12 protein-coding genes and 1 riboswitch are annotated in these 15,988 nt (G+C 54.6%); of the genes, 8 read left to right on the forward strand and 4 right to left on the reverse strand.

Features of this window, described 5'->3' with window-relative positions; all coding sequences use genetic code 11:
- Positions 1-160: 160 nt before the first annotated feature.
- Positions 161-2,812 (reverse strand): phosphoenolpyruvate carboxylase, encoded by a 2,652-nt coding sequence (gene ppc, locus ACRCWW_RS04460; RefSeq protein WP_438681330.1) that lies wholly within the window; start codon positions 2,810-2,812, stop codon positions 161-163.
- 363 nt (positions 2,813-3,175) lie between these two features.
- Complete coding sequence (gene argE, locus ACRCWW_RS04465; protein WP_438681331.1) at positions 3,176-4,327, reverse strand: acetylornithine deacetylase; 1,152 nt, start codon at positions 4,325-4,327, stop codon at positions 3,176-3,178.
- Positions 4,328-4,415: 88 nt separating this feature from the next.
- On the opposite strand from argE, the gene argC reads away from it, so the two are divergent.
- The 4 genes from argC to oxyR all read left to right on the forward strand — a co-directional run bounded on the left by argC (position 4,416) and on the right by oxyR (position 8,981).
- On the forward strand, positions 4,416-5,420 hold the full coding sequence (gene argC / locus ACRCWW_RS04470; protein WP_438681332.1) for an N-acetyl-gamma-glutamyl-phosphate reductase: 1,005 nt from the start codon (positions 4,416-4,418) through the stop codon (positions 5,418-5,420).
- A 15-nt stretch (positions 5,421-5,435) separates the two neighbouring features.
- Positions 5,436-6,212, forward strand: a complete 777-nt coding sequence (argB, locus tag ACRCWW_RS04475; protein ID WP_438681333.1) for an acetylglutamate kinase — start codon at positions 5,436-5,438, stop codon at positions 6,210-6,212.
- Positions 6,213-6,365: 153 nt separating this feature from the next.
- Positions 6,366-7,739, forward strand: coding sequence for an argininosuccinate lyase (gene argH, locus ACRCWW_RS04480; RefSeq protein WP_438681334.1), 1,374 nt, complete (start codon positions 6,366-6,368; stop codon positions 7,737-7,739).
- Positions 7,740-8,063: 324 nt separating this feature from the next.
- Positions 8,064-8,981, forward strand: coding sequence for a DNA-binding transcriptional regulator OxyR (gene oxyR, locus ACRCWW_RS04485; RefSeq protein ID WP_404658197.1), 918 nt, complete (start codon positions 8,064-8,066; stop codon positions 8,979-8,981).
- Here oxyR and sthA read toward each other — a convergent pair.
- A complete protein-coding gene (gene sthA, locus ACRCWW_RS04490; protein ID WP_438681335.1) occupies positions 8,964-10,364 on the reverse strand; it encodes a Si-specific NAD(P)(+) transhydrogenase in 1,401 nt (466 codons plus the stop codon). The genes oxyR and sthA overlap by 18 nt on opposite strands.
- 197 nt (positions 10,365-10,561) lie before the next feature.
- Here sthA and fabR point away from each other — a divergent pair, with 197 nt between their 5' ends.
- A complete protein-coding gene (fabR, locus tag ACRCWW_RS04495) occupies positions 10,562-11,197 on the forward strand; it encodes an HTH-type transcriptional repressor FabR (protein WP_438681336.1) in 636 nt (211 codons plus the stop codon).
- A 15-nt stretch (positions 11,198-11,212) separates the two neighbouring features.
- On the forward strand, positions 11,213-11,572 hold the full coding sequence (locus ACRCWW_RS04500) for a YijD family membrane protein (RefSeq protein ID WP_438681337.1): 360 nt from the start codon (positions 11,213-11,215) through the stop codon (positions 11,570-11,572).
- Between the two features lie 83 nt (positions 11,573-11,655).
- On the opposite strand, the gene trmA is transcribed toward ACRCWW_RS04500, so the two are convergent.
- A complete protein-coding gene (gene trmA / locus ACRCWW_RS04505; protein ID WP_438681338.1) occupies positions 11,656-12,756 on the reverse strand; it encodes a tRNA (uridine(54)-C5)-methyltransferase TrmA in 1,101 nt (366 codons plus the stop codon).
- A 115-nt stretch (positions 12,757-12,871) separates the two neighbouring features.
- A riboswitch (cobalamin riboswitch) is annotated at positions 12,872-13,065 on the forward strand.
- A 66-nt stretch (positions 13,066-13,131) separates the two neighbouring features.
- On the opposite strand from trmA, the gene btuB reads away from it, so the two are divergent.
- Positions 13,132-14,973 (forward strand): TonB-dependent vitamin B12 receptor BtuB, encoded by a 1,842-nt coding sequence (gene btuB, locus ACRCWW_RS04510; RefSeq protein WP_438681339.1) that lies wholly within the window; start codon positions 13,132-13,134, stop codon positions 14,971-14,973.
- A complete protein-coding gene (gene murI / locus ACRCWW_RS04515; protein WP_438681340.1) occupies positions 14,918-15,784 on the forward strand; it encodes a glutamate racemase in 867 nt (288 codons plus the stop codon). The genes btuB and murI overlap by 56 nt, the downstream gene beginning before the upstream one ends.
- Positions 15,785-15,988 lie beyond the last annotated feature (204 nt).

The following is a 15,988-nucleotide window of genomic DNA, read 5'->3' on the forward strand; positions in this document are numbered from 1 at the left end:
TGGAGAAGTGCAGTCCGGCGCGAATTATCTACGCCACAGATTTGAGAATCTAAGGTCAGGTACGGCGTCCGGACTGCAGGCAGAAAGAACTGGCCGGCTCTTTCTGCACGTGGGGGATAATACAAGGTCGGGTCAGCGCAGCGCCACCCGACACACAACATCAACCCGTATTACGCATCCCCGCCGCAACGCCTGCGATGGTCACCATCAGCGCTTGTTCAACGCGTGGGTCCGGCTCTTTGCCTTCTTCCTCGGCCAGACGTGAACGGTGCAGCAGCTCAGCCTGCAAGACGTTCAACGGGTCGGTGTAGATGTTACGTAACTGAATGGACTCAGCAATCCACGGCAGATCGGCCATCAAATGCGAGTCGTTGGCGATATCCAGGACAACTTTGATATCCGCTTCCAGCAGCTCGCGCAGCTCTGCGCCCAGTGGCCACAGCTCTTTTTTCACCAGACGCTGATCGTAGTACTCTGCCAGCCACAGGTCGGCTTTGGCGAAGACCATCTCCAGCATGCCTAAACGGGTAGAGAAGAACGGCCAGTCGCGGCACATGGTTTCCAGTTCGCTCTGTTTGCCGTCTTCCACCACTTTTTGCAGCGCAGCGCCTGCGCCCAGCCAGGCTGGCAGCATCAGGCGGTTCTGGGTCCAGGCGAAAATCCACGGAATGGCGCGCAGGGATTCCACGCCGCCGGTTGGACGACGCTTCGCAGGGCGAGAACCCAGCGGCAGTTTGCCCAGTTCCTGTTCTGGTGTCGCAGAACGGAAATATGGAACGAAATCTTTGTTTTCACGCACATAGCCGCGATACATGTCGCAGGAGATGTCTGACAGCTCCGCCATGATGTGACGCCACTCGGCTTTCGGCTCCGGCGGTGGCAACAGGTTCGCTTCCAGAATCGCGCTGGTGTAGAGCGACAGGCTGCTGATGGTGACTTCCGGCAGGCCGTATTTGAAGCGGATCATCTCGCCTTGTTCGGTCACGCGCAGGCCGCCTTTCAGGCTTCCCGGCGGCTGTGAGAGCAGAGCCGCGTGAGCAGGTGCGCCGCCACGACCGATAGAACCGCCGCGACCGTGGAACAGCGTCAGCTCGATGCCTGCTTTTTCGCAGGTTTTGATCAGCGCGTCCTGCGCCTGATACTGCGCCCATGATGCTGCCATCACGCCCGCATCTTTCGCGGAGTCGGAATAGCCAATCATCACCATCTGTTTGCCCTGGATAAAGCCACGATACCAGTCGATGTTCAGCAACTGCGTCATCACATCGTTGGCATTGTTGAGGTCATCCAGCGTTTCGAACAGTGGCGCAACCGGCAGCGCAAAGCCGATGCCCGCTTCTTTCAGCAGCAGGTGTACAGCCAGCACGTCAGAAGGCGTTTTCGCCATGGAGATAACGTACGCCGCCACGGAACCCTTCGGCGCTTCGGCAATCACTTTGCAGGTGTCGAGGACTTCGCGGGTTTCTTCGCTTGGCTCCCACTGACGCGGCAGCAATGGGCGTTTGGAATTCAGCTCGCGGATCAGGAAGGCCTGTTTGTCGGCTTCAGACCAGCTTTCGTAATCGCCAATGCCGAGATAGCGGGTGAGTTCACCCAGCGCTTCGGTATGACGAGTGCTTTCCTGACGTACGTCGATGCGCACCAGCGGAACGCCGAAGCACTTCACGCGGCGCAGGGTATCGAGCAGTTCGCCGTTGGCGATGATGCCCATCCCGCAGGATTGCAGGGATTTATAACAGGCGTACAGCGGTTCCCAGAGCTGTTCGTTCTGCGTGATCAGGCCAGCCGGTTTAGGCAGTTTTTCACCCTTCAGACGTGCTTCCAGCCATGCCTGTGTTGCCATCAGCTGGCTACGCAGGGTTTTCAGCAGATAACGATACGGTTCGGCGGCACCCGCTTCACCTACGTATTCGCGCAGCTCGTCGGTGCATTCCACCATCGACAGTTCGGAAATCAGCAACTGGACATCTTTCAGGAACAGGTCGGTCGCTTTCCAGCGGCCCAGCAGCAGTACGGTGCGGGTGATGTCGGCGGTCACGTTCGGGTTGCCGTCACGATCGCCACCCATCCAGGAGGTAAAGCGCACAGGCACAAAACCAACCGGGAGCTGATAACCAAGGTTATCTTCAAGCTGTTCGTTCAGTTCGCGCAGGTAGTTTGGTACACCTTCCCACAGGCTGTTTTCAACCACCGCAAAGCCCCATTTGGCTTCATCGACCGGGCTTGGGCGGTGTTTACGAATTTCATCGGTATGCCAGGACTGGGCAATCAGCTGGCGCAGACGGCGCATCAGCTGGTGCTGTTCGTAGTCGGCGATATCTTTGTTATCGAGCTGTTTCAGGCAGTTGTTCACTTCCACCATTTTGTGGATCAGCGTACGACGCGTGATTTCTGTGGGGTGGGCGGTCAGAACCAGTTCGAGCGACAGCGCTTCGACCGCTTTCTTGATGGTCGTTTCGTTGAGATCAGGCTGATCTTTGAGTTTACGAAGCGTACGAGCAATCACTTCCGGGTTGCTGGCGGCTTCACCTTTCGGTGAAATACTGTGGTATTGCTCGGCGGTATTCGCCAGATTCAGAAACTGGCTGAATGCGCGGGCTACCGGGAGCAGCTCATCGTTAGACAGATTCTGTAACGTGGTCAGCAATTCCTGGCGATTGGCCTCATTGCCCGCACGGGAAGATTTTGACAACTTACGAATGGTTTCAACGCGATCAAGAATGTTTTCACCAAGAGCATCCTTGATGGTTTCTCCTAGCACCTTACCGAGCATACTGACATTACTGCGCAAAGCGGAATATTGTTCGTTCATAAACCCCAGACACCCCATCTCATTTATGTATGTCCCGGGATTTTGCACAACCGTGTTGAGACCGGTTACGGTGACGCAAAATCGTTCGGACATGCTTTTCGGTATTTTCTCGTCTTCACTTTATAAAGCCACGTAAAAACCCCTACGTCAATTGCTGCGAAATCGGTTCAGCAAACGAATAAATGCCCGTAATTTGCCAAATTTAACTCAGCGCGAGTGAGATAAGCGTTGCTTATGGAAATGTGACCGGTATCACTTGGGAATGACCCTCACCCTAACCCTCTCCCTGGAAGGGAGAGGGGACTCAACAGAGCAAGTTTTTCTCCCTCGCCCCTTTGGGGAGAGGGCCGGGGTGAGGGCAAATCAGTGCCAGCAGAAATGATGCACAACTTGCGTGATCAGCTCGCGGGTCGGTTTGATAAAGCGCGTTTCGAGATATTCATCCGGCTGGTGCGCCTGATTAATAGAGCCAGGCCCCAATACCAGCGTTGGGCACAGGGTCTGAATATAGGGCGCTTCGGTGCAGTAGTTCACCACTTCGGTTTTTGTGCCAAGCAGCTTTTCCACCACCTGTACCAGCTGATGATCCGGCGGGCAGGCATAGCCCGGAATGGGCGGATGCAGTTCCGAAACGGTCAGGCGACCCGGCCATTTTTCACTGACCGGAGCCAGCGTTTCCGTCAGCAGGCCGTTGAGATCATCAAGCGTCATGCCCGGCAGCGGGCGAATGTCCATATGCAGTTCGCAGCAGGCGCAAATTCGGTTGGACGCGTCGCCGCCGTGAATAGCACCCAGGTTTAGCGTTGGATACGGCACGGCAAACGCATCGTAGTGATAGCGTTCTTTCAGCGAGTCGCGCAGCTGCATAATTCGGCCAATCGCATCGTGCATCAGCTCAATGGCGTTCACCCCACGATCCGGATCGCTTGAGTGCCCAGATTGGCCTAACACGCGGATCGCACTGGAAATATGGCCTTTGTGAGCGCGAACAGGTTGCAGCGAGGTGGGTTCGCCGATAATGGCGCAGTCCGGGCGCAGCGTGGTGGATTCAGAGAAATAGCGCGCGCCAGCCATGCTGGTCTCTTCATCGGCGGTCGCCAGAATGTAGAGCGGTTTTTTCAGTTGAGTCACGTCAACATCACGCAGGGCATCGAGAATAAAGGCGAAGAAGCCTTTCATGTCGGCGGTGCCCAAGCCGTAAAGCTTGTTGTCATGCTCGGTCAGGGTGAACGGATCGCGCGTCCAGCGACCGTCGTCGAACGGGACGGTGTCGGTATGGCCTGTCAGCAATAGCCCGCCTGCACCGGTTCCTGTGCTGGCCAGCATATTAAATTTGTGGCGAGTACCGGGGACCGGCTGGATCTCAACGTTGAAGCCGATCGCGGAGAACCAATCCGCCAGCAGATTGATTAAACCTTCATTACTCTGGTCGAGGGATTCTTCGGTGGCGCTGATGGACGGTGTGGCGATCAATGCGCGGTAAATCTCGATAAATGGCGGTAAATTGTTTTTCATTGTTGACACACCTCAGGTCATGATAGTATCAATATTCATGCAGTATTAGTGAATAAAAATACATTATCGTTGAGCATAAAGGAACCCGATGTTGAATACGCTGATTGTAGGCGCAAGCGGTTATGCAGGCGCTGAGCTGGTGAGTTACGTAAATCGTCATCCGCACATGAACATAACCGCTTTGACGGTCTCAGCGCAAAGCAATGATGCCGGAAAGTTAATCTCCGACCTGCATCCGCAGCTGAAAGGCCTTGTCGATTTGCCGCTTCAGCCAATGTCTGATATTCGTGAATTCAGCGCGGGCGTGGATGTGGTGTTCCTCGCAACGGCCCATGAAGTGAGCCACGATTTAGCGCCGCAGTTCCTTGATGCAGGCTGCATGGTGTTCGATCTTTCCGGCGCGTTCCGCGTCAACGATGCTGAGTTTTATCAAAAATATTACGGTTTCACTCACCAGCACCCACAGCTGCTGGAGCAGGCGGTTTACGGCCTGGCGGAGTGGAGCGGCGATAAGATCAAAGAAGCGAATCTGATTGCGGTGCCGGGCTGTTACCCGACGGCGGCGCAGCTCTCATTGAAACCGCTGATCGACGCCGGGTTGTTAGATCTTTCCCAATGGCCGGTGATCAACGCCACCAGTGGCGTTAGCGGTGCCGGGCGTAAAGCGGCTATTTCCAACAGTTTCTGCGAAGTGAGCCTGCAGCCGTATGGCGTGTTCAATCACCGCCATCATCCAGAAATTACCACTCACCTTGGCGCAGAGGTGATTTTCACTCCGCACCTGGGTAACTTTAAACGCGGGATTCTGGAAACGATCACCTGCCGCCTGAAAACGGGAGTGACCCGTGAGCAGGTAGCCGATGTTTTCCAGCAAGCCTATGCCAGCAAGCCTCTGGTCCGTCTTTACGACAACGGCGTCCCGGCCCTGAAAAATGTGGTGGGTCTGCCGTTCTGCGATATCGGCTTTGCCGTTCAGGGCGAACACCTGATCGTTGTTGCCGCAGAGGACAACCTGCTGAAAGGCGCAGCGGCACAGGCGATGCAGTGTGCGAACATTCGTTTTGGCTTTGCCGAAACCCAGTCTCTTCTTTAACGAATAACAGGCGCGATGATGAATCCATTAATTATCAAACTCGGTGGTGTACTGCTGGACAGCGAAGAAGCGCTGGAGCGTCTTTTTACTGCGCTGGTGAACTACCGCGCGGAGCACAAACGCCCGCTGGTGATTGTTCACGGTGGCGGCTGCGTGGTGGATGAGCTGATGAAAGGGCTCAATCTGCCGGTGAAAAAGAAAAACGGCCTGCGTGTGACGCCTGCTGATCAAATTGACATCATCACCGGTGCGCTGGCGGGAACGGCCAACAAAACGCTGCTGGCGTGGGCGAAGAAGCATCATATTGCCTCTGTCGGTTTGTATCTCGGCGACGGGGACAGCGTGAAAGTTTCCCAGCTTGATGAAGAACTGGGTCACGTCGGATTGGCGCAGCCGGGTTCACCAAAACTGATTACTACCCTGCTGGAAGGTGGTTTCCTGCCAGTGGTGAGTTCCATTGGCGTGACCGAAGAAGGTCAGCTGATGAACGTGAACGCCGACCAGGCCGCTACCGCACTGGCGGCAACGCTGGGTGCCGATCTGATTTTGCTGTCTGATGTCAGCGGTATTCTGGATGGCAAAGGCCAGCGCATCGCAGAGATGACCGCGGCGAAAGCGGAGCAGCTTATCGACCAGGGCATCATCACCGATGGCATGATTGTTAAAGTGAATGCGGCGCTGGATGCGGCGCGTACGCTGGGCCGCCCGGTTGATATCGCTTCATGGCGTCATGCCGAGCAGCTGCCGTCGCTGTTTAACGGCACGCCGATTGGTACGCGTATTCTGGCTTAATATTTACCCCTCACCCCAACCCTCTCCCCAAAGGGGAGAGGGGACTGGCCGGCGCTGGTTTTCCCCCTCTTCCTCAGGGAGAGGGCAGGGGTGAGGGTTGTTTTCTCCTCGGTTCATATCCGGTAAAAATAAACGAATTTAAGGAAGCATGTTATGGCACTTTGGGGCGGGCGTTTTACTCAGGCAGCAGATCAGCGGTTCAAACAGTTCAACGACTCTTTGCGCTTTGACTATCGCCTGGCGGAGCAGGATATCGTTGGCTCTGTTGCCTGGTCCAAAGCGCTGGTGACCGTTGGCGTGCTGACCAGCAGTGAGCAACAGCAGCTTGAAGAAGCGCTGAATGTGCTGCTGGAAGAGGTGCGGGCGAATCCTCAGCAAATCCTCGAAAGCGATGCCGAAGATATTCACAGCTGGGTGGAAGGCAAGCTTATCGACAAAGTTGGCCAGTTAGGCAAGAAACTCCACACCGGCCGTAGCCGTAACGATCAGGTCGCGACCGATCTCAAACTGTGGTGTAAAGACACCATCACCGAACTGCTCAGCGCCACTCGTCAATTGCAGAGCGCCCTGGTCGAGACGGCGCAAAACAATCAGGACGCCGTGATGCCGGGTTATACCCATCTTCAGCGCGCGCAGCCTGTGACGTTTGCGCACTGGAGCCTTGCGTATGTTGAGATGCTGGCGCGTGATGAAAGCCGTTTGCAGGATACCTTAAGACGCCTTGATGTCAGCCCGCTGGGTAGCGGCGCGCTGGCAGGAACGGCTTATGAGATTGATCGCGATGAGCTGGCTGGCTGGTTAGGTTTTGCTTCTGCGACTCGCAACAGTCTCGATAGCGTGTCTGACCGTGACCACGTGCTGGAACTGTTGTCGAATGCCTCCATCGGCATGGTGCACCTTTCACGCTTTGCTGAAGATTTGATTTTCTTTAACTCGGGTGAAGCAGGCTTTGTTGAGCTTTCCGATCGCGTGACTTCCGGCTCTTCCCTGATGCCGCAGAAGAAAAACCCTGATGCACTGGAGCTGATTCGTGGCAAATGCGGCCGTGTGCAGGGCGCGCTGACGGGCATGATGATGACCCTGAAAGGCCTGCCGCTGGCCTATAACAAAGATATGCAGGAAGACAAAGAAGGCCTGTTTGACGCGCTGGATACCTGGCTCGACTGCCTGCATATGGCGGCGTTGGTGCTCGACGGCATTCAGGTGAAACGCCCGCGCTGCCAGGAGGCGGCGCAGCAAGGTTATGCAAACTCGACCGAGCTGGCTGATTACCTGGTTGCGAAAGGCGTGCCGTTCCGCGAGGCACACCATATCGTCGGTGAAGCGGTGGTGGAAGCCATTCGTCAGGGTAAACCGTTGGAAGAGTTGCCCCTTTCTGATCTGCAAAAGTTCTGTGCGGTGATCGGAGACGACGTTTACCCGATTCTGGCGCTGCAGTCGTGCCTGGATAAGCGTGCGGCAAAAGGTGGCGTATCGCCGAAGCAGGTGGCGCAGGCAATTTCGGATGCAATAGAACGTCTGGGGTAATCTGTGCGGTCTGGTACCCTCACCCCGGCCCTCTCCCACAGGGAGAGGGAGCAAACACTAAAAAAGGCAACGTAAGTTGCCTTTTTGCTTTTACCTCGGGCTTTTTTATGCAAAAAAAAGCGGACCACAAGGGTCCGCAAAGTTCACGTTGGCTTTAGTTATTCATATCAGAGAGAGCTCTGAACGGGGTCGGTGGCTTCAAGGGTTAACTGAGGTACCGCCTCGTTTATGTGAGCTATTATTGACCAGAAAGCTTGATAGGGATAATCGTTCGTTGCTATGCTATCTATCGCCATGAACTATCGTGGCGACGGAGGATGAATAATGAATATTCGTGATCTTGAATACCTGGTAGCGTTAGCTGAGCATCGTCATTTTCGCCGTGCGGCGGACTCCTGCCACGTCAGCCAGCCGACGTTAAGCGGGCAGATCCGCAAGCTGGAAGATGAGCTTGGCGTGATGCTGCTGGAGCGCACCAGCCGTAAAGTGCTGTTCACCCAGGCAGGTTTGCTGCTGGTGGATCAGGCGAGGACTGTGCTGCGTGAGGTCAAAGTGCTCAAGGAGATGGCAAGTCAGCAGGGCGAAACGATGTCCGGGCCGCTGCATATTGGCCTGATCCCGACCGTTGGCCCTTACCTGCTGCCGCACATCATTCCGATGCTGCATCAGGCCTTTCCGAAACTCGAAATGTATCTGCATGAAGCGCAGACGCACCAGCTGCTGGCACAACTCGACAGCGGCAAACTCGACTGTGCCATTCTTGCGTTGGTCAAAGAGAGCGAAGCCTTTATTGAGGTGCCGCTGTTTGATGAGCCAATGATGCTGGCGATTTACGCCGATCATCCATGGGCTAACCGCGACGTGGTACCGATGGCCGATTTGGCCGGTGAAAAATTGCTGATGCTGGAAGACGGGCACTGCTTACGCGATCAGGCGATGGGCTTTTGCTTTGAAGCGGGTGCTGATGAAGATACCCATTTCCGCGCAACCAGCCTGGAGACGCTGCGTAATATGGTGGCTGCGGGCAGCGGTATCACGCTGTTGCCAGCCCTGGCCGTGCCGCCGGAGCGTAAACGTGATGGTGTTGTTTATCTGCCGTGTATTAAGCCTGAGCCACGTCGTACTGTGGGTCTGGTTTACCGTCCGGGTTCACCGCTGCGCAGCCGCTATGAGCAGCTGGCAGAGGCCATCCGCACGCAGATGGATGGCCATTTCGATAAGCCGTTAAAACAGGCGGTTTAAGCCATTCAGCGCCGCTACCCGATAGGCTTCCGCCATGGTCGGGTAGTTAAAGGTGGTGTTAACGAAGTACTCGATGGTGTTACCGCCACCTTTCTGCTCCATTATCGCCTGGCCGATGTGAATGATTTCGGCCGCGCGCTCCCCAAAGCAGTGAATGCCGAGGATCTCTTTCGTTTCCCTATGGAACAGGATCTTCAGGGTTCCCACGTTCATCCCCACGATTTGTGCTCGCGCCAGGTGCTTGAACTGCGCCCGACCCACTTCATACGGCACTTTCATCGCCGTCAGCTGCTGCTCGGTTTTACCCACAGAACTAATTTCCGGAATGGTGTAGATACCCGTCGGGATATCTTCAATCAGGTGCGCTGTTGCTTCCCCTTTCACCAGGGCCTGCGCGGCGATACGACCTTGATCATAGGCCGCTGAAGCCAGGCTCGGATAACCGATAACGTCGCCCACCGCATAGATATGTGGGATCGCCGTCTGGTACATGCTGTTGACCTTCAGCTGACCGCGGCTGTCGGTTTGCAGACCGATGTTTTCCAGTGCCAGGGAGTCGGTGTTACCGGTACGGCCGTTAGCATACAGCAGGCAGTCGGCCTTGAGCTTCTTCCCGGATTTCAGGTGCATGATGACGCCATCATCGCAGCCTTCAATTTTCTCATACTCTTCGTTGTGGCGAATAACGACGCCGCTGTTCCAGAAGTGGTACGAGAGAGAATCTGACATTTCCTGATCGAGGAAGGCCAGCAGGCGATCGCGGGTGTTAATCAGATCGACCTTGACCTCCATGCCGCGGAAGATCGACGCATATTCGCAGCCGATCACCCCCGCGCCGTAGATGATCACATGACGTGGTTCATGATGCAGGCTGAGAATAGAGTCGCTGTCATACACACGCGGATGAGAGAAATCCACGTCGTCCGGGCGGTAAGGGCGAGAGCCGCAGGCGATGACGAATTTCTCTGCAGTGAGCGTTTCGACAGAACCGTCGTGGCACTCCAGCGCGATGGTATGTTCGTCAACAAAGTGAGCGTCACCCTGAAGGATTTCGCAGTGGTTACGCTCGTAGAAACCCTGTCGCATCCGCGTCTGCTGGTTAATCACGCTGTCGGCATGATTGAGAATATCGGCAAAAGAGGAACGAAGAAGTCGGGAATGGTCGCTGTAGAGAGGGTTCTGGTTGAATTCAATAATGCGGCTGACGGCATGACGGAGCGCTTTCGACGGGATAGTCCCCCAGTGGGTACAACCGCCGCCGACGTTATGATAACGCTCAATAACGGCGACACGGGCTCCTTGCTTCACCAGCCCCATTGCGGCACCTTCGCCGCCCGGGCCAGAACCAATTACTATTGCATCATAATCGTAGGTGTGTGGCATGGTAAGGCTTACCTGTTCTTATACATAAAAGCAACAGAATACTAACATCATTGGCGGGATAACCCAATTATCGTTGTGCTTTTTTCCGGCATCAAAGCACAAACCGCGCGTAAACAATCATTCACAAAGCACCTCAAACAGATTAGTTTTAATCTCTGGTATAGTGCCAGCAACGCAGAGGGAAGGATTCAGACATCGTGATGGGCGTAAGAGCGCAACAAAAAGAAAAAACCCGGCGTTCGCTGGTGGAAGCCGCATTCAGCCAGTTGAGTGGGGAAAGAAGTTTTGCCAGCCTTAGCCTGCGTGAAGTGGCGCGCGAGGCGGGCATTGCGCCAACCTCGTTTTACCGCCATTTTCGCGATGTGGATGAACTCGGGCTGACCATGGTGGATGAAAGCGGGTTGATGCTGCGCCAGCTGATGCGTCAGGCACGTCAGCGTATCGCCAAAGGCGGCAGCGTTATCCGTACCTCTGTGTCGACCTTTATGGAGTTTATCGGTAACAATCCGAACGCCTTTCGTTTATTACTGCGTGAACGTTCCGGCACCTCTGCGGCGTTTCGTGCCGCGGTGGCGCGTGAAATTCAGCACTTTATTGCGGAACTTGCTGACTATCTGGAAATCGAAAACCATATGCCGCGCGCCTTTACTGAGGCACAGGCTGAAGCGATGGTGACCATTGTTTTCAGTGCGGGCGCGGAGGCACTGGATGTCGGCCCTGAGCAGCGCCGACAATTAGAAGAGCGACTGGTTTTGCAGCTGAGGATGATCTCCAAAGGTGCGTATTACTGGTATCGCCGCGAACAAGAAAAGATGACACATCATTCTGAATAACGTGAAGGACAAGCAATGAAACAGACAGGTCAAGATAGAGGTACGTTGTTGCTGGCGCTGATCGCTGGTTTATCCATTAACGGAACATTCGCTGCACTCTTCAGTTCTATTGTGCCGTTTTCCGTCTTCCCCCTTATCGCGCTGGTGCTGACGGTGTATTGCCTGCATCAACGTTATCAAAATCGCACCATGCCCGTTGGCCTGCCTGGGCTTGCCGCCGCCTGTTTCATTCTGGGTGTGTTGGTGTACAGCACTGTCGTGCGTGCAGAGTATCCGGATATCGGCTCTAACTTCTTCCCGGCAGTGCTGTCGGTGGTGATGGTGTTCTGGATTGCTTTCAGGATGCGTAATCGCAAAGCGGAAATCGCGGAATAAGTGTTGTTTTTGTAGGGCAGGTAAGCATCGCGCCACCTGCCATTTTGCCGGATGGCGCTGCGCTTATCCGGCCTGCTAAGACATTATTTCTTCGTCAGCCAGACCCCACACTCCATATGATGGGTGTACGGGAACTGATCAAATAGCGCCAGGCGCTCTACCTTGTGGGTCTGACCTAACGTTTCCAGGTTCTTGCACAGCGTTTCCGGGTTGCAGGAGATATAAAGGATGCGTGGGTAGGCCTGCACCATCTTCTCGGTTTCGCTGTCCAGCCCGCTGCGCGGGGGATCGACGAAAATCGTTTCACATTGATAGCTCTTCAAATCAATGCCTTGCAGTCGATTAAATTCCCGCACGCCGTTCATTGCCTGAGTAAATTCTTCCGCTGACATGCGGATAATTTGCACGTTATCAATGTGGTTGGCCGCAATGTTGTACTGCGCCGCTGCGACAGACGGTTTGGCAATTTCTGTCGCCAGTACGCGATCAAAGTTTCGCGCCAGCGCCAGCGAGAAGTTGCCGTTGCCGCAGTACAGTTCCAGCAGATCCCCTTTCGAGTTTTGCGTAGCGTCCAGCGCCCATTCGAGCATCTGAATGTTCATCGCGGCATTCGGTTGGGTGAAGCTGTTCTCTACCTGGCGATAAATCATTTCACGACCGCCAACCGGCAGGCGTTCATCAATATAGTCCTGATCCAGCGCGATTTTGGTTTTCGTCGCACGGCCAATCAGGTGCACATTCAGATTGGCGGCACGCAGTGCATCACGCAGTTTCGTTGCCGCTTCCTGCCATTCCTCATCCAGCTTCTTATGATAAAGCAGAGAGACTATTGCCTGATTGCTCATCGTGGTCAGGTAATCAATCTGGAACAGCTTGTGACGCAGCGTTTTCTCTGCTTTGACTCCGCCCAGCACCGCTTCCATCAACGCATTGATTAATTCACTGGCCGCCGGGAAAGTATCGACGCGAATACGCTGCTTTGTCTCTTGATCGAAAATGATGGGGTAGAGGTCGTCACCGTCGTGCCACATGCGGAACTCGGCGCGCATACGGTAATGGCTTACAGGCGAGCGGAACACCTCCGGAACGGGTGCGTTATGGGGCGCCATCATACTTTGCAGACGGACGACTTTCTCCGCCAGTTGGGCCTCGTACTGTTCTGTCGGCAGGTGTTCGGGGGTCATGATGCTTCCTGAAAGAGATGAATAACGCGGGGATTGTAGGGAATGCTCAGAGGATGTCCAGCCTTGATGTTTTCCGAATCGGAGCGGGACTTCCTCGACATGAGCATGTTACTGAATGTAGCATCTTGTTTCCGGTCTTGTGAGTTAAAAGGGAATCCAGTGCAAATCTGGAGCTGACGCGCAGCGGTAAAGTAAGGCGAAATGAGAGCGCAAGCAGACACTGCCTTTGGCGGGAAGTCTTCATTTCATTACCCCGACTTTGTTCGGGGGCCTTCTAGCCCGAAGACCTGCCGGAGTACGTCGCAACGGATCTTCATCATCGCGAACTACTGATGAAGCCAGCGGCATCCTTCTTATTTATTGGATGCTTTAACAATGATTAAAAAAGCTTCGCTGCTGACGGCGCTCTCCGTCACAGCATTTTCTGGCTGGGCGCAGGACAGCAGCTCAGACACGATGGTCATCACGGCAAACCGTTTTCAACAGCCTGTTAATACCGTTCTGGCGCCAGTGAGTGTCGTAACCCGTCAGGATATCGATCGCTGGCAGTCTCAATCGCTTACTGACGTCATGCGTCGACTGCCGGGCGTGGATATCGCGCAAAGCGGCGGGATGGGCCAGAAGTCTTCTTTATTTATTCGCGGTACCAACTCAAGCCATGTTCTGATTCTGGTTGACGGTGTACGCCTGAACCAGGCGGGTGTCAGCGGCTCTTCTGATTTAAGCCAGTTCCCGATTAGCCTCGTTCAGCGTATCGAGTATATCCGCGGGCCGCGCTCCGCGGTTTACGGCTCCGATGCCATTGGCGGCGTGGTTAACATCATCACCACCCGTGATAAAGACGGCACGACGCTGAATGCGGGCGTGGGATCGCACGGTTATCAGGATTATAACGGCAGCACGCAACAGAAGCTGGGTGACAACACGCGCGTGACCCTTTCCGGCGATTACACCTACAGCAAAGGCTACGACATCGTGGCAGATGGCAATACCGGCGTCGCACAGCCCGACCGCGACGGCTTTATGAGTAAAACGTTGTATGGCGCGCTGGAGCATAACTTCTCAGATGCGTGGAGCGCCTTTGTTCGCGGCTATGGCTACGACAACCGCACGGCTTATGACGGATACTACAGCCCTTACGGCACGCTGGATACGCGTCAGCTCTACAGCCAGACCTGGGACGCGGGCGTTCGCTTTAATAACGATATTTTCCATTCGCAGCTGCTTTCCAGCTACAGCCACAGTAAAGACTACAACTACGATCCGAATTTTGGCCGCTACGATTCCTCCGCAACGCTGGATGAAGTGCAGCAGTACAACCTGCAATGGGCAAACTCGGTGGACGTCGGACACGGCAACATGGGTGTCGGAGTGGACTGGCAAAAGCAGACGACTGAGCCGGGCACCAGCTATGTTACCGATGGCTACGAAATTCGGAACACGGGTATTTATCTCACTGGCTTGCAGCAGTTCGGTGACTTCACCTTTGAAGGAGCTGCCCGTAGCGATGACAACTCCCAGTTTGGTACGCATGGCACCTGGCAGGGCAGTGCGGCCTGGGAGTTTGTCGAGGGCTATCGCTTCATTGCTTCCTACGGAACCGCGTTCAAAGCGCCGAACCTTGGGCAGATTTACAGTACGGGCTACGGTAATCCGGACCTGAAGCCTGAAGAGAGCAAACAGTGGGAAGGGGCATTTGAAGGCTTAACGGCTGGGGTGAACTGGCGGGTGTCGGGTTACCGGAATGATGTCGACAATCTGATTGATACCACTGGCCAATACCCAAATCAGAAGTACTACAACGTCGGCAAAGCGCGTATTAAAGGTGTTGAGGCCTCTGCATCGTTTGATACTGGCCCGCTGGCGCATACCGTGAGCTATGACTACCTGGATGCCCGTGACGCTCAGACTAATGAACTGTTATTGCGTCGCGCCAAACAGCAGGTGAAGTATCAACTCGACTGGCAGGTCTATGACTTCGACTGGGGACTGACTTACCAGTACCTCGGTTCTCGCTATGATACTGACTTCAACACTTACCAGACTGTGAAAATGGGCGGCGTCAGTCTGTGGGACGTGGCGGTTTCATATCCAATCACCTCTAACCTTACAGTTCGTGGTAAAATCGCTAATCTGTTCGATAAAGATTACGAGACAGTTTATGGCTACGAAACTGCAGGACGGGAATACACCTTGTCTGGCAGCTACACCTTCTGATCCACGTCCCACCGTCCTGGTGTTTGATTCCGGGGTCGGTGGGTTGTCGGTTTATGATGAGATTCGGCACCTGCTGCCGGATCTCCATTACATCTACGCTTTCGACAATGTCGCCTTTCCTTACGGAGAGAAGACGGAAGCTTTTATTGTTGAGCGTGTTCTTGAGATTGTGACGGCGGTGCAGGCTCGTTACCCACTGGCGCTTGCTGTGATTGCCTGTAACACCGCGAGTACCGTCTCACTTCCTGCTTTACGCGAAAAGTTTGCCTTCCCGGTTGTGGGCGTTGTGCCTGCGATAAAACCCGCGGCACGTTTAACCGCCAATGGCGTTGTTGGACTACTGGCGACGCGTGGGACCGTCAAACGTCCTTATACACATGAGCTGATTGAGCGCTTTGCAAATGAATGCCAGATCGAAATGCTGGGGTCTGCTGAGCTGGTGGTATTGGCTGAAGCGAAATTGCACGGCGAGCCGGTACCGCTTGATGAACTACGTCGCATCCTGAAGCCGTGGCTGAGAATGCCAGAGCCGCCTGATACTGTTGTGCTGGGCTGTACTCACTTCCCTCTATTACAAGAGGAGCTGCTTGAAGTGTTACCAGAAGGAACCCGACTGGTGGATTCTGGGGCGGCGATTGCACGGCGCACAGCATGGCTTCTTGAACATGAAGCGCCAGACGCTAAGTCCTCAGAGTCGAATATTGCCTTTTGTATGGCGCAGACGGGAGAAACTGAACAACTTTTCCCCGTTTTACAGCGTTATGGCTTCGAAAGGCTCGAAAAGCTGGCTGTTAAGCAGGCATTTGAGTAAAAAAGAGACGGTTGAAATTTTTTTTGCAAACAGCTCTTGTCAACGTCTCAGAACTCCCTATAATGCGCCTCCACTGACACGGAACAACGGCAAGCAAGCCGCCGGGTCAGCAGGGTTTCTCCGGAAATTCTGACAGAGAAAAGCGAAAATAAACGCTTGACTCTGAATGAGGAAAACGTATTATACGGGACCTCGAAACGGTGA

The sequence above is a fragment of the Scandinavium sp. genome (assembly GCF_051650185.1).
Classification (GTDB): domain Bacteria; phylum Pseudomonadota; class Gammaproteobacteria; order Enterobacterales; family Enterobacteriaceae; genus Scandinavium.